This is a genomic window from Microbacterium proteolyticum, assembly GCF_030818075.1.
Lineage (GTDB): Bacteria > Actinomycetota > Actinomycetes > Actinomycetales > Microbacteriaceae > Microbacterium > Microbacterium proteolyticum_A.
On the sequence record NZ_JAUSZZ010000001.1, the window covers coordinates 2,969,032 to 2,983,312 of the forward strand.

At 68.8% G+C, this 14,281-nt stretch carries 16 protein-coding genes; 5 read left to right on the top strand and 11 right to left on the bottom strand.

Annotation, left to right across the window (positions count from 1 at the left end; genetic code table 11):
- Positions 1–49: 49 nt before the first annotated feature.
- Positions 50–1,993, bottom strand: coding sequence for an ABC transporter ATP-binding protein (locus QE392_RS13770; RefSeq protein WP_307452699.1), 1,944 nt, complete (start codon positions 1,991–1,993; stop codon positions 50–52).
- A 205-nt stretch (positions 1,994–2,198) separates the two neighbouring features.
- On the opposite strand from QE392_RS13770, the gene QE392_RS13775 reads away from it, so the two are divergent.
- Complete coding sequence (locus tag QE392_RS13775) at positions 2,199–3,680, top strand: MDR family MFS transporter (protein ID WP_307452701.1); 1,482 nt, start codon at positions 2,199–2,201, stop codon at positions 3,678–3,680.
- Positions 3,681–3,942: 262 nt separating this feature from the next.
- On the opposite strand, the gene QE392_RS13780 is transcribed toward QE392_RS13775, so the two are convergent.
- Positions 3,943–4,080: a hypothetical protein gene (locus QE392_RS13780; RefSeq protein ID WP_307452703.1), complete on the bottom strand. Its 138-nt coding sequence runs from the start codon at positions 4,078–4,080 to the stop codon at positions 3,943–3,945.
- Between the two features lie 174 nt (positions 4,081–4,254).
- Between QE392_RS13780 and QE392_RS13785 the strand changes: the two genes are divergently transcribed.
- Entirely contained in the window at positions 4,255–4,803 is a 549-nt protein-coding gene (locus QE392_RS13785; RefSeq protein ID WP_307452705.1) for a type 1 glutamine amidotransferase domain-containing protein, read from the top strand.
- Positions 4,804–4,967: 164 nt separating this feature from the next.
- On the opposite strand, the gene QE392_RS13790 is transcribed toward QE392_RS13785, so the two are convergent.
- On the bottom strand, positions 4,968–5,810 hold the full coding sequence (locus QE392_RS13790) for a DNA-formamidopyrimidine glycosylase family protein (protein WP_307452707.1): 843 nt from the start codon (positions 5,808–5,810) through the stop codon (positions 4,968–4,970).
- Positions 5,811–5,820: 10 nt separating this feature from the next.
- On the bottom strand, positions 5,821–7,245 hold the full coding sequence (locus tag QE392_RS13795) for a flotillin family protein (protein ID WP_307452709.1): 1,425 nt from the start codon (positions 7,243–7,245) through the stop codon (positions 5,821–5,823).
- Positions 7,246–7,411: 166 nt separating this feature from the next.
- On the opposite strand from QE392_RS13795, the gene QE392_RS13800 reads away from it, so the two are divergent.
- On the top strand, positions 7,412–7,822 hold the full coding sequence (locus QE392_RS13800; RefSeq protein ID WP_307452712.1) for a glucose-6-phosphate dehydrogenase: 411 nt from the start codon (positions 7,412–7,414) through the stop codon (positions 7,820–7,822).
- Between the two features lie 63 nt (positions 7,823–7,885).
- Here QE392_RS13800 and QE392_RS13805 read toward each other — a convergent pair whose 3' ends face one another.
- The gene (locus QE392_RS13805; RefSeq protein ID WP_307452714.1) at positions 7,886–8,854 is read right to left on the bottom strand and encodes an aldose 1-epimerase family protein; all 969 of its coding nucleotides are present in this window, start codon (positions 8,852–8,854) and stop codon (positions 7,886–7,888) included.
- A 108-nt stretch (positions 8,855–8,962) separates the two neighbouring features.
- Entirely contained in the window at positions 8,963–9,133 is a 171-nt protein-coding gene (locus QE392_RS13810) for a CsbD family protein (protein ID WP_307452715.1), read from the bottom strand.
- Positions 9,134–9,307: 174 nt separating this feature from the next.
- Between QE392_RS13810 and QE392_RS13815 the strand changes: the two genes are divergently transcribed.
- Positions 9,308–10,615: a D-alanyl-D-alanine carboxypeptidase family protein gene (locus QE392_RS13815; protein ID WP_307452716.1), complete on the top strand. Its 1,308-nt coding sequence runs from the start codon at positions 9,308–9,310 to the stop codon at positions 10,613–10,615.
- A gap of 87 nt (positions 10,616–10,702) precedes the next feature.
- Here the strand turns inward: QE392_RS13815 and QE392_RS13820 are convergent, their stop codons facing one another.
- A complete protein-coding gene (locus tag QE392_RS13820; RefSeq protein ID WP_307452719.1) occupies positions 10,703–11,383 on the bottom strand; it encodes a hypothetical protein in 681 nt (226 codons plus the stop codon).
- A 228-nt stretch (positions 11,384–11,611) separates the two neighbouring features.
- Here QE392_RS13820 and QE392_RS13825 point away from each other — a divergent pair, with 228 nt between their 5' ends.
- The gene (locus QE392_RS13825) at positions 11,612–11,857 is read left to right on the top strand and encodes a hypothetical protein (RefSeq protein WP_307452721.1); all 246 of its coding nucleotides are present in this window, start codon (positions 11,612–11,614) and stop codon (positions 11,855–11,857) included.
- A 72-nt stretch (positions 11,858–11,929) separates the two neighbouring features.
- Here the strand turns inward: QE392_RS13825 and QE392_RS13830 are convergent, their stop codons facing one another.
- From QE392_RS13830 to ychF, 4 genes are all read right to left on the bottom strand, one after another.
- Complete coding sequence (locus tag QE392_RS13830) at positions 11,930–12,331, bottom strand: hypothetical protein (RefSeq protein ID WP_307452723.1); 402 nt, start codon at positions 12,329–12,331, stop codon at positions 11,930–11,932.
- Positions 12,332–12,434: 103 nt separating this feature from the next.
- On the bottom strand, positions 12,435–12,701 hold the full coding sequence (locus tag QE392_RS13835) for a hypothetical protein (RefSeq protein ID WP_307452725.1): 267 nt from the start codon (positions 12,699–12,701) through the stop codon (positions 12,435–12,437).
- Positions 12,702–12,812: 111 nt separating this feature from the next.
- Positions 12,813–13,151, bottom strand: a complete 339-nt coding sequence (locus QE392_RS13840; protein WP_307452728.1) for a hypothetical protein — start codon at positions 13,149–13,151, stop codon at positions 12,813–12,815.
- Between the two features lie 32 nt (positions 13,152–13,183).
- Positions 13,184–14,257, bottom strand: coding sequence for a redox-regulated ATPase YchF (gene ychF, locus QE392_RS13845; protein ID WP_307452730.1), 1,074 nt, complete (start codon positions 14,255–14,257; stop codon positions 13,184–13,186).
- Positions 14,258–14,281: the final 24 nt, after the last annotated feature.

A 14,281-nucleotide genomic window follows, 5' to 3' on the forward strand; every position in this document is an offset into this window, starting at 1 on the left:
CCGGTCCCGTCGACAGGCTCGGGACTCGCCCGTTGCGAAGGCTGTGCGCTTACGCCGGGGCGCCGTCCGCTCGGCGGGCGGGCATCGCCGCATGCGCCAAGCCGGCGGCGTCGTGCTGCTCCTCGGCGAGCACGAAGGACGCCGCGAGTTGTTCGGCGGCCAGGCTGGCGTAGAGCCCGCCCGCCGTAAGCAACTCGCTGTGCGTTCCCGATTCGACGATCCGACCGGCATCCACGACGTGGATCCGGTCGGCCCCGATCACCGTCGACAGCCGGTGCGCGATCGACAGGGTGGTGCGCCCGTGGGACGCCGTCTCGAGGGCCTCCTGCACGATGCGCTCCGACACCGTGTCAAGGGCGCTCGTCGCTTCGTCGAGCAGGAGCACGGGCGGATCCTTCAACAGCACGCGCGCGATGGCGATGCGCTGCTTCTCGCCACCGGAGAGGCGGTAGCCGCGCTCGCCCACGACCGTGTCGTACCCGGCCTCGAACCTCTCGATGACGTGATGGATGTTCGCGGCACGGCAGGCGTCCTCGATCTCGGCGTCCGTGGCGTCCGGTCGCGCGTAGCGCAGGTTCTCGCGCACCGTGGCGTGGAAGAGATAGGTCTCCTGCGAGACGATGCCGATCTCGTCGGTGATCGATGCGCGGTCGAGCGTGCGCACGTCGGCACCCGAGAACATCACCGCCCCGCCGGTCGCCTCGTACATGCGCGGAGTCAGGTACAGGATGGTCGTCTTGCCCGCCCCCGACGGCCCCACGAACGCCACGTGCTGCCCCGGCTCGACGACGAACGACACGCCGTCGAGGGTTGGCCGGGCGGTGGCGGGGGCATCGGGATACCGGAACTCGACATCGCGGAACTCGATCCGCCCGAGCGGACCGGGGGCGGCTGAGACCGGAAGCGCATCGGGCTGATCGACGATCGCCGGCTTGAGGTCGAGGTACTCGAAGATGCGGGCGAACAGCGCCGACGAGGTCTGGACGTCGAGCGCCACGCGCATGAGGCCCATGAGCGGCATGAGCAATCGAGCCTGCACCGTCGTGAAGGCGACGATCGTCCCCGCGGTGATGGCGTCGGCACCGCCGCCGATGAGGTAACCAGACACGAGGTAGATGATCGCCGGGACGCTCGACATGATCACCTGCACGACGGCGAAGAAGCCCTGACCGCTCATGGCCCGGCGCACCTGCAGGTGCACCTGGTTGTCGTTCTCGGCGTCGAAGCGCGCGGACTCCGTGCGCTGGCGGTTGAACGATTTCGACAGCAGGATGCCGCTGACGCTCAAGGTCTCCTGGGTGATCGCCGACAGCTCCGACAACGACTCCTGCGTCTCGCCCGCGATGCGAGCCCGCACCTGACCGACGCGACGCTGCACGAAGATGAGGAACGGCATCAGAGCGACCGCGATGAGCGTGAGCCGCCAATCGATGAGGACCATTGCGACCAGCGAGGCGATGACCGTGACGGCGTTGCCGAGGATGCTCGTCACGGTGTTCGTGAGTACGCCCGACACACCGCCGACGTCGTTCTGCAGGCGGGACTGGATGACGCCGGTCTTGGTGCGCGTGAAGAAGCCCAGTTCCATCGACTGCAGGTGATCGAACAGGCGTGTGCGCAGGTCACCCGTCACCCGGTTGCCGACGGTGGCGGTGAGCCAGGTCTGGCCGACGTTGAGCGCCGCCGACAGAAGGAACAGCACGATCATGATGCTGACGAGCATCGCGAGCAGCCGGAGGTCGGGACTCGACCCGTCCACGGGGAAGAGCGCATCGTCGAAGATCCGCTGCACGAGCAACGGGGGGATGACGGCGACCGCCGCGCCCACGACGACGAGCAGCGCGGTGAAAGCGATTCGCCACCGGTACGGGCGGAACAGCTCGACCACGCGATGGCCGAGGTTCGCGACGCGCGGTGCCTGGGCGTTCTGCCGGCGCTGCACCTCGGCGTCGACACCGCGGAACATGCTCCCGCCCACTCCACCCGCGTTCATGCGGGCCAGCCTACGTCCGACCGCCGACACCGGCTGCGCCGGGTGCCGGATGAGCGCGGTCGCTAGACTCGGGTGTTCGCCCCTCGTGGCATCCTTCCCCCGGATTTTCTCTCGACGTCGGAATACCTCGGCGTCTCGCGTCGTTGCCGACCTGTGCTGTCACTTCCGTGGCGCCGCGAAGCCCCCTGCAGAATAGGACCTCGTCATGGCCGCCACCGGCACCGTCCCCACCACGTCGCCGACCACCGCCGCAGGCGTCACCGCCGAGCAGAGCCGCGTGATCTGGCTCTTGCTCACGGCGGCGTTCGTCGCGATCCTGAACGAGACGACGATGAACGTCGCGATCCCGTTCCTCATCACCGACCTCGGCATCACGGCCGTGGCCGCCCAGTGGCTGACGACCGCGTTCATGCTGACCATGGCCGTCGTCATCCCGATCACCGGCTTCCTGCTCCAGCGCTTCACGACGCGGCAGGTCTTCGTCGCGGCGATGTCGCTGTTCTCGGCCGGAACCCTCGTGGCCTTCCTCTCCCCCGGGTTCGAGCTGCTGGTCATCGCCCGCGTCATCCAGGCATCCGGCACCGCGATCATGATGCCGCTGCTCATGACGACGATCATGACCGTCGTCCCCGCGGCGCAGCGCGGCCGCATGATGGGCCGCGTCAGCATCGTGATCGCTCTGGCGCCCGCCATCGGGCCGACGATGTCGGGCCTGGTCCTCCAATCGCTCGGCTGGCACTGGATCTTCGGCATCGTGCTGCCGATCGCGCTGGTCGCCCTCTTCGTCGGCGCCCGCTGGATCCACAACCTCGGCGAGACCCGCACCGCTCCGATCGACATCCCGAGCGTCATCCTCTCCGCCTTCGGCTTCGGCGGGCTCGTCTTCGGTCTGAGCCAGATCGGCGGCGGGCACGGCGGCGACGCCGGGGCCGCTGACGCATCGATGCTCACGCTGGTCGTCTCGCTCGCCGTCGGCGTGATCGGTCTCGCCGCCTTCGTCTGGCGTCAGCTGCGCCTGCAGCGCGGCGACTCGGCGCTGCTCGACCTCCGCGTCTTCCGTTCGCGCAACTTCACCTTGTCGGTGGCGCAGCTCGGCGTGATGTCGCTGGCGTTCTTCGGGGCCATCACGCTCCTGCCGCTGTACATGCAGACCGTGCTGGAGAAGTCACCGCTCGAGACCGGGCTCGCCGTGCTCCCCGGATCGCTGGCGATGGGGTTGGCCGGCCCCGTCATCGGACGCATCTACGACCGTTTCGGCACGCAGATCCTGCTGGTGCCCGGCGCACTCATCGTCAGCGCGAGCCTGTGGTACTACACCACCCTCGGCACCGACACGTCGTTCATCCTGCTGATCGTCGTGCAGACGATCATGATGATCGGCCTGGCCCTGTCGTTCACGCCGCTGTTCACGGCATCCCTCGGCTCGCTCGAACCGCGCTTCTACTCCTACGGTTCGGCGATCGTCGGCACGGTGCAGCAGGTCGCGGGGGCGGCGGGCATCGCCCTGCTGGTGACGATCATGTCGTCGGTGTCGGCCGCCGCGGGAACGGGCCTGGAGGCGGATGCCGCGGGCACGCGCGCCGCCTTCCTGATCGCGGCCGTCGTCTCGGTGCCGCTGATCGCCGGGGCCTTCCTCATCCGCAAGCCGGCGGACCAGCTCGACGGGGCCGCGCCGGTCGCTCACTGACGACTGCTGCGCCCCGCTCGCGCCGCGGCGCGGGTGCAGCGTCTCGCTCACGCCGCGAAGCGGGTGCGGGTCACGCCCCGACGCGGTTGCGGGTCCCGTCCCGACGCGGTTGTGGGTTACGCCCCGACGCGGGTGCGGCTCACACTCCGACGCGGGTGCGGCTCACACTCCGACGCGGTTGTGGCTCACGCCCCGACGCAGGTGCGAGCGCGGCGCGCCGTTGATCGGCACGAGTCGCAGAGGGATGCCGCGAGGCTTCGCCTCAGAGCGAGCAGGACCCGCCGCCGCAGCACTGCGACGCGGGCCGTTCACCGGACTCCGTCTCATCAGCAGGGGCGTTCAGCAGCGTGATCAGCGGCTTCTCGGCGGGCTTCGATGCGGACGCGGTGTCGGCGGACATGCGCACCATGCTACGCCCGCGTCGCGGCGAGGGGGCCGCTCGGTGGTTCCGGACGGATCGGGAACGTGAGGTACCGGGTACCCCGCATCTGTCGCGTCCGCAACCCCCGCCCGCGGTGCCGGGTCGGTTCTTAGCGTGGTCCGCGATCCCGATCGAGAAAGAGAGAGTCGAACCATGACCGATCTCAGCGGCAAGCGCATCGCCTTCCTGGCCACGAATGGATACGAGGACAGCGAACTCACCAGCCCGTGGGAGGCCGTCACCTCCGCCGGCGCCGAGGCGGTTCTCGTCTCGCCGAGCGAGGGCAGCATCAGCGGCGAGAAGGGCCACGAGCAGAAGGTCGACCTCGCGGTCTCGAGTGCTTCGGCGGGCGACTTCGACGCGCTCGTCCTGCCCGGCGGCGTGCAGAACGCCGACGACATCCGCATCGTGAAGGATGCCGTGTCGTTCGCCCGCGACTTCTTCGACCAGCACAAGCCGGTCGCCGTCATCTGCCACGGCGGGTGGATCCTCGCCGAGGCCGACGTGCTGAAGGGCCGGACCCTCACCAGCTACCCGACGCTGCAGACCGACCTGCGCAACGCCGGAGCGACCTGGGTCGATGAAGAGGTGCACGTCGACCAGGGCCTCGTCTCGAGCCGAAACCCCGACGACCTGCCGGCGTTCAACGCGAAGCTCGTCGAAGAAGTCGCCGAGGGCAAGCACTCCGGCCAGACCGTCTGACGCCCGGCCCGTTCGCGGAAGGCCCCGGACCCCCGGTCCGGGGCCTTCCGTCTGCCTCCTCTGACCCTCCCTTTCCCGCGTGAGGGGTCAGATTTTGTCGCCGAGCTGTCTCTCCAGGCGACAGAACCTGACCCCTCACGCGTCGGAGGCGGGGTGAACGGGGCCTACGCGCCTGCCGGCAGGGTCTGGCACGACGGGCACCACTGCCCGCCGCCCTTCGTGCCGGGGATGTCCTCGATGACGCCGCCGCACTCGGGGCACGGCTCCCCCGTACGCCCGTGCACACGCATCGCGGCGACCTTCGCCGCCTTCTGCTCGGCGATCGGCACGTCGCGCCGGGCGACGACCGCCGACGTGAGGGTGTCGTGCAGGGTGTGATGCAGTCGGGTGATGTCGTCGACGCTCAACGCGGCCGCGTGCGCCGTGGGCGACAGACGTGCGGCGAACAGGATCTCGTCCGAGTACGCGTTTCCGATCCCGGCGAGGGTCTCCTGCTCCTGCAGCAGTGCTTTCAGTTGCTTGCGCCGACGCCCGAGGGCGGCGGCGAGCATTTCTCGCGAGTACGACGGATCGGCGGCATCCGGTCCGAGCTTGGCGACGGACGGAACCTCCTCGGGCGCATCGACGACGTGCAGCTGCATCGACAGCCAGTCACCGGCATCGGTGAGACCCAGGATGCCGTGCGCGAGCGTGATCCGCGCGATGACCGCCGCTTGCGGCAGGGCTCCCCGTCCGTCCGCGCCATCGGTCTGAGCGCTGTCCTCGTCCCACGTCGCCCATCCCGCTCGGCCGAAGCCGATGCCGAGGTGGACGCCGTCGAGGTCGAGATCGATGTGCTTGCCGTACCGCGTCACCCCGGTCACCGCGCGGCCGACGAGTCCGTCGAGCGGACGTCCGCGCGTCTTGAGCGCCCGCCCTTCGACGAGGTCGACGTCGGTGACCTCATGGCCGATCAGCCGCTCGCGCAGGAATCCCGCGAGCGCGTCGACCTCCGGAGCTTCGGGCATGGGGGGGCTCTCAGTCCCCCGACGTGGGGGCGGAGGATGCCGCGGGCGGAGTCGTCGGAGCGGGGTAAGAGGGCTTCTCCGCGGATGCCGAGGGCCGCCGCGCCGACTCCGCGAAGGCGTCTGCGACGGCGCGGCCCTGGATGATCTGGGTCAGGTCGATGCCGGTCGCCGCGCGAACCGCCTCGAACGACGAGCGGAGGCCCGTCGCCGATTCCGCCGCGAGGTGCCCGCTGGCTCCCTCCCCGCCGAGGACGGTGACGTTGCCCACCCGGTCGTAGCCCTTGGCGAACTCGGCCATCATCGGCACAAGCGCCTCGAGCGCGCGCTGCGCGAGCAGCGCCTCCTGGTTGTGCGAGAGGGCCTCTGCCTCGGCGCGGATCGCCTCGGCGCGGGCCTCACCGGCCAGACGCACCGCCTGCGCATCGGCCTCGGCGCGCACGCGCACCGCCGCGGCCTCCTGCTCGGCGATCTGGGCGCGCGCCTGCGCCGCCTTGATCTGCGCGTACGCCTCAGCGTCGGCATCCTTCTGACGCTGGTAGAGATCGGCGTCGGCGACGCGCGAGACCTCGGACTCCAGGCGCGCTTGCGTGTTCTGCGCCTCCTGCTGCAGAACGGCCTGACGCCGCTCGGCGCGGGTAAGCGCCTCCGCCTGCTCGGCCTCGGCGTTGGCCCGACCGACCTCGGCCTTGGCCGCGGCGCTGTTCTTGTCGAGAGCGGTCTGCTCGATGAGGTTGGCCTCGTCGGTCGCGATCTGGCGCGCACGGATCTCGCGCACCGCGTTGATGCGGGCGACCTCCGCCTCGCGCTTGACGCGCTCGACCTCCGTCGCACCGAGCGCCGCGATGTAGCCGTTGCTGTCGGTGACACCCTGGATCTGGAACGAGTCGAGGATGAGTCCCTGCGACGACAGGTCGCCCTTGATGCCCTCGGCGATCTGGTCCGACAGGCGCTGCCGATCGCGCATGAGTTCTTCCACCGTCAAGGTGGCGACCACGCCGCGCAGTGCACCCTCCAGCTGCTCGGTGGTGAACTGTTCGATGGCCTTGTCCTGCGACGCGAAACGTTCCGCCGCGCGGCGCACCGACTCGGGGTCGGAGCCGATCTTCACGAGGGCGACACCGCTGACATTGACCGTCACGCCGTTGGACGACTGCGCCGTCGGCTCCATCTTGATCTGGCGCGCCCGCAGGGAGATCATCTCGCCCCGCTGCGTGAGCGGGTTCACGATCGCGCCACCGCCGGTGATGACCGTGATGCGGGAGGACTCGCCGTCGGCGCTCTTCTGCCGCTTACCGACGATGACCAGGGCTTCGTCGGCCTTCGCGACGCGGTACCAGCCGCGGATCACCAGGGCGAGCACCCCCAGGACGACGACCGCGACCACCACGACGATGGCGGCGATCAGCCCGACGGCTCCCAATGCGGCGAGTTCCATGCTTCTCCTTCGATAGGCACCGACACGCGGCGCGGGGTCCCTCCAACCTAACCGGGGGCCCCGCGGGGCTGTCCACCCTGTGCGGACACGTTCGGTGTCCCGCAGGGGTGGGGAGGAGCGTACCGTTGAGGGTGAGGCGGCCCGAACCGCCGAAGAAGGGTCCCCTATGAAGATCGTTTCGTCGCAGGACTGGCGCGACGCCATCCGCTTCGACGTCCCCGTCCTCGTCGCCGACGTCGTTCCGGGCGAAGCCACCCGCTGCGTCGCCTGCGGAACGGACGGGCCGCTCTACGAGCGCACCGAGCTGTGGGCGGTCAAGCACCGTCACCCCAAGCATCACGGCGGATTCGTGCGCTTCTACTGCGACGCGCACAAGCCGGCCGCCGCTCCCCCGCCCGTCGCCCCGGTCGCGACCGCCCGCTCCCGGGCCGCCGCGGCCCCTCGCGCCGAGCGCCGCAGCACGACGCCCAAGCCCATCCCGATCTCCGACCGCCCGACGCGCGCCATGTGCCCCGACTGCTTCGTCGAGGTGTCCGCCGGTGGCGACTGCGGAATGTGCGGCACCCAGGTCGTCTGACGCACGAGCAACGAAGAACCGCCCCGGAATTGACTCGGGGCGGTTCTTTTCGTCGGTGACCGGTCAGCGCGCGGAGATCGTCCACCCGGCCTCGTGCGAGGCACCCGGGTCGAGCGACACGACGCCGGTGTCGAAGTCGTAGGCGTCGTCGTTGAAGGCATCGGGCGCGCACGTCATCGGCTCCACCGCCAGTCCCGCGCGGTGGCCGGGGGTGCCCGGACCCGTCGGCAGATCGGCTGTGTGGATCTGCACCCACGCGCAGTCGGCGCCCCAGCTCATCGCCACACCGGTACCCGAGGGGTCGGTGACGACGACGCTCGCGCGGCCGTCGGCATCCCGGATCAGCCCGGTGTAGGCGTGATCGATCTCGACCGCCCCGAGGACACGCTCGTCGCGGAAGTCGAACCGGTCGGCGTCGACGGTGACGGATGCCAGGGCCACCGGCGCCAGCCGGTCCGGCGTCACCTCCAGCACGGTGTCGGCGGGAAGCGCCAGGCTCCATTCGTCGAGGGTGGCGGGCCCGGCGACGAGGTACGGGTGCGGCCCGGTGCCCCACGGCGCGGGGGTGTCCGACAGGTTCGTCGCGCGAACGGTCTGCGTGAGGCCGTCGGCATCCAGTCGATACGTGGTCGACACCACGAGCCACCAGGGGTACCCGGCTTGCGCGGGCACGGTCGCCGTCAGGGTGACGGCGGTGTCGGTGGCGTCCGTCACGTTCCAGTCCGCCCACGAGAGCAGACCATGCAGGGCGTGTCCGCGGTTCGGTTCGGTGAGGGGCAACTGGTGCTCCACCCCGTCGAAACGGTGGATGCCGTCGACGACGCGGTTCGGCCAGGGCGCGAGCGTCGTGCCGCGGTAGGCGGGGCGCAGTTCGTCGGCGTCGAAGGGGACGACGAGGTCGCGACCCTCGAAGGTGAGCGAGCGGAGGGAGGCGCCGACGCTCGCGATCGCGGCTTCGTAGCCGTGAGAGCGGAGGACGACGGGGGTGCCCGAGACGAGCGTGGGCGTCTCGGTGGGAACGACAGCGGTCATGTCGTCATTATCGCGGGCGGGGCGAGGCGGAAGCGGCATCCCGAGCCGACGGCGCGCGGAACGACGGATGCCCCGACCGCGAACGGTCGGGGCATCCGGGAGGGCGACTTACTTGAAGGCGTCCTTGACGTTCTCGCCGGCCTGCTTGACGTGAGCCTTGCTCTGGTCGGCCTGGCCCTCGGCTTCGAGGCGCTCGTTGTCGGTGCCCTTGCCGAAGGCTTCCTTCGCCTTGCCGGCGATGTCTTCAGCGGCATTCCTGATCTTGTCGTCGAGTCCCATGTCGGCTCCTCCCGTGTGGTCCTCGGGTATTTCCCGATGGCCTCAACGGTAGGTCGCGGCCCTCGTATGCGACGGGGGCTTGAATTTCCTCTCGGCCTGAGGCAACGCCGCGGGTTAGGTTCGAGATGTGCGCGCCTCGTCAGCTCCCGTCCCCGTCAGCGTCGAGGCCTCCGTATGAGCACCCTCGCCGACTTCCACGAGATGCTCGACGATGCTCCCCGCGAGCCGCAGAGCAATGGTCGCGCCGGCCGCATCGCCCTGATCGTCTTCCTCGTCATGACGTTCCTGGTGCTCGGCGGCAGCGGCGGCTACGTCTGGTGGGCGTCCTCGGCCGCCCTGCCGGCTCCGACCGTCACATCGCAAGCCCCGGTCGCGGCCCCGGGGCCGGCGGCATCCCTCGTCCTCCCCTCCGACGGCGAGATGCTGATGAGCGTGGAAGGCGGCGAGGCGTACCTGGGTCCGGATGCCGCGGGCGCGTTCGCCTCATCGGGCGGGAACGATCCGCGACCCATCGCCAGCATCGCGAAGCTCATCACCGCGCTCGTCATTCTGGACGCCCATCCGCTGGACGGCCCCACCGACCCCGGTCCGACGATCGCCTTCACCGAAGCCGACACCGACCTCTACGACCAGTTCTACGTGCAGGGTGCGGTCATCGCGAAGATGCCTGACGGACTGACGATGTCGCTGCACGACTCCCTCGCCACCATGCTGCTGCCGTCGGCGGCGAACTACGCCGTCGCCAACGCCCGCTGGGCGTTCGGCTCCGAGAGCGCGTACGTCCGGGCGGCGCGGTCGTGGCTGAGCGCGAACGGCCTGAATGACACCCGGATCGTGGATGCCACCGGCATCGACGACCGCAACACGAGCACGCCCACGGATCTCATCGCCCTCGGCCGTATCGCGGCGGCCAATCCCGTCGTGGCATCGATCGTCGGAACCTCTTCGATCAGCGTCGAAGGCCCCGGGTTCATCACCAACACGAACGACCTGCTGGGAACCCTCGGCATCACGGGGATGAAGACCGGTAACCTCGGTGACGGCACCTTCAACCTGCTGTTCACCTCGACTCTCGATGTCGGGGGCGAAGGATCGCTGAACATCATCGGTGTGCGACTGGGCGGCGAGACGCACGACAGCACCGACGCCGACGTCGCGCGCCTGCTCCAGAGCCTGCACGACGGCTTCCACGACGTGAGCGTCGGAACCGCGGGCGAAGACATCGGCACCATCTCGACACCGTGGGGCTCGGAGGCGGCGCTCGTACTCGCCAAGAACGCTGCCCTGCGCACGTGGTCCGACACTCCGGTCTCGGTCGACCTCGACACCACGACGCCGCAGAACTACGCCGACGGCGAAGTCGTGGGAACCGTCACGTGGACCGCGGGGCCGCAGTCGGCGGCATCCGACGTGAAGATCAAGGGCGCGATCGAAGAACCCACGCTGTGGTGGCGTCTCACGCACCCGGCCGAGCTCGGCTGAGGGCGTTCCCCGGACCCGGCAGCTCGACGTTCGCCACTCTGTGACGTCGCGATGATGGTGCGGTCCCGTGAGTGCACATTCACGGACTCACATCGGTTCGGCCGGGTCCACCTCGTACCAGTGCTTTGGATTGCGGACGCATTCGAGCGCGGGAACGCGTTCGAGAACCACTCGACGTCTCCGGCCCTGCGCGTCGATAGTGTCCCACGATCGGGTCACTTTACTCACGTAACGCAAGCGGCCTCCGCACAGGGGACAATCAGCGGCCAGCACCTTCTCGAGCGTGATGCGTCCGCCCACACCGCTAACCGCCCAGCCGAGAACGAGTGGTACCCGCAAGCGTAGTTTCACGACCCGTCTCAGGCCGAGGACTGCCGCAAAGGCCAGCGCGAGCACGACGAATGCCACCGCCCATGGCAACACCTGCTGCGTGGAGAACGGAGGAGACACTGCGAGTGGGACGCCGGACACCAGGCCGGTTGCCGCCTCGATGAGCGGGTGCACCATGTTCCAGAGTGGGGCGAGGCCCGCGAGTCCGATACCAAATCCAAGCCATGACAGGACTCCCAAGGTCAGCGGACTACGCCACATAGGGACGGGGTCGTATCTGGCCGCCGTGGGCAGCGCCGGATTCGGATTCACAAAGATGTGCCCGCCCGCCTGATAAACGCCGCCGTTGATGTCACCCCCAGCCGTGCCCACGTGGTTGCCTTCGGCCGGGCGCGTCGCGCGCCCGCAGTCTCCGCAGAATCTCGCTGAGTTGGTCACGTCAGCTCCGCAGGACGTGCATTCCATTGTTTCCCCTTGCGCCAGTCTCGGCGCGAACCTCGCGCCCTTCGTGGACTTGCGTCCGTCCTGCTTGCGTACCTGACGCGCCCACGGGAGGATATTGGAATCGCCGCTGACGAGTGCCGAAGGGGCCGAAATTCACCCGTCGACCCCACGTGGTGACATGTGCGCCGAACGAATGCGATGTCGGGCCGGTAGCCTCGACCCATGACGCAGACGAAACAGGGCCGGTCGTTCGCCAGCCGTGTCGCGTTCTTCGTGGTTTTCACGGCCCTTTTCCTCGGCGGGATGATGTTCACCCTCTTCGCCGCGCCGCTCTTCGGCCTCACACCACTTCAGTGGGGCATCGCGCTGTCGATCTCCGTCGTCATGGGGCTGTTCGCCGCGTGGGAACTGCGGTGTCTGCTGGTCGCGCGGAAGCACAACGCGAACAGCCGACTTCCTGTCGGCTGAACCCTGCGCCGGCCACGCGCCGTGCTCTTCGGACGTATCGTCGCGCCCGGTCCTCGCCGGAGGTGCGGCCACTCAGTCGCGAAAGTGTTCGACTTCGTCCTCCGAGAGGAAGCCCTCAACCGCGAAGGACACCGCCGCTCGCATCCGCAGCGCCGGGGGAAGTCGCTGCAGGTATGCCAGCGCCCACTGGTGGTTCCAAGCCGCGGGGTCCCGCTCGAACGCCCGAACTTCCTCGATCCACCGTTCGTAATGGGCGAGCACCCGAGCGCCCACGGCGGCGTCCGCGTGGGTCCAGCTCTCATGCACGTAATCGCCGAGATGCTGAAGGCCGTCGTGGGTGACCTCGTCCGTCCACGCCTGATCAGACAGCTGAAGGTGCGCCCACGCCACGGCGTCCTGGCGCGATGCCTCTCCCCGGGCCAGCGCCTGCCAGAGGGATCGCACCTGCTCCCGGACGGGGTCGAAACTCGTCATGCCTCCGCGGGCGGTGTCCTCTCGTCGGAGCGCCTCCGTCGTCGGAGCGGAACTCCAGCCGTCGCCGCCACTCACGCGCAGCTTATCGATTGATCGCGCGTGCTCACGGCCCTTCGCGGAATATGACTCGGCGGTCTGCGGTCAGGAAGGCGAAGAACCAGGTTCGATGTTCCTGCTTACCGCGCTCGAATTTGCGACGTTTGGCCCGCGTCGGGATTCCCTCCAGCACCCCGTCGGGTAAGGGAGATCCTCGTCCCTCTGTAGGAGCCGTGCGGGAGCCCGCACACCACTCAACCCTCCACGGCAGGACGTCATCGAGAAGCTTCGCCACCTCCTCGCGCGTCAGCGCACCCTCCGGCCAGGTGTTCATTCGCAGATCCTCCGGGGACTGTTCAGGGCGTCAGAACCGTCGGATCGTCATCGTCCAGGCCGTCCCGCAGTTCGACGCTCGACCACGCCACGTTGTCGATGTGCATGACACCTAGACGAGCGGAACCGTGAATCCACCGGAGAACAGCACCGCACCCAGCCCGACAAGCGCCAACCCGACCAGCACGACATAGGACAGGGTTCGCATCCACGCCCAGGATCGCCCGGTCTGAGCGGTGAGAATCAGAGCCACCGTCGGCACCAACAGAAGTCCTCCGAAGAGCAGCGCCGGAGCCACCCGCACATCTTCAGGCGGGCACGGATTCGCAAGCGCACACAAAGTCGGGATGCTCTGGGCGCGCCACATCACTATCCACGTCGCGACCAATACTCCGATCGCAGGCAACACACGCGCACGGACATTCGGACGTGTCGTGGCATCGGGATACACGGCACTACTTTGCCGCATGTGGACAGGCCTCGTCAGTTGTTGAAGCGGAACTCCACGACGTCGCCATCCTGCATGACGTAGTCCTTGCCCTCGAGGCGGGCCTTCCCCTTCGCGCGGGCCTCGGCAACGGAGCCGAGCTCCAGGAGGTCGGCGAACGAGATGACCTCGGCCTTGATGAAGCCCTTCTCGAAGTCGGTGTGGATGACACCGGCCGCCTGCGGCGCCTTCGCGCCCTGCGGGATCGTCCAGGCGCGAGCTTCCTTCGGCCCGGCGGTGAGGTAGGTCTGCAGGCCGAGTGTGTCGAACCCGATGCGGGCGAGCTGGTCGAGACCCGACTCATCCTGACCGGTGGATGCCAGCAGCTCGGCGGCATCCTCGGGGTCGAGGTCGATCAGCTCGGACTCGATCTTGGCATCCAGGAACACGGCCTTCGCGGGCGCCACGAGCGCGGACAGCTCGTCCTTCTTCGCCTGGTCGGTGAGCACGGCCTCGTCGACGTTGAAGACGAAGATGAAGGGCTTCGCGGTCAGCAGACCCAGCTCGCGGATCGGCGAGAGGTCGAGACCGGATGCCGAGAGCAGCACTCCGCGCTGCAGGGCATCCTGCGCGGCCTTGGCGGCGTCGAGCACCGAGGGGTCGAGCTTCTTGCCCTTGACCTCCTTCTCGTAGCGCGTGATCGCCTTCTCGAGGGTCTGAAGGTCGGCGAGCTGCAGCTCGGCGTTGATCGTCTCCATGTCGCTCGCGGGGTTCACCGCGCCGTCGACGTGGACCACGTCGTCGTCGGCGAAGCCGCGGACGACCTGGGCGATGGCATCCGCCTCACGGATGTTCGCGAGGAACTGGTTGCCGAGCCCCTCGCCCTCGCTCGCGCCGCGCACGATACCGGCGATGTCGACGAACGACACCGCCGCGGGCACCAGACGCTCGCTGCCGAACACGTCGGCGAGCTGCTGCAGGCGCGCATCGGGAAGGTTCACGACCCCGACATTGGGCTCGATGGTGGCGAACGGGTAGTTCGCGGCGAGCACCGAGTTCTTGGTCAGGGCGTTGAAGAGGGTCGACTTTCCGACGTTGGGAAGGCCGACGATTCCGATGGTAAGAGCCACGGGAGTCCAGGTTACCCGGCTCGA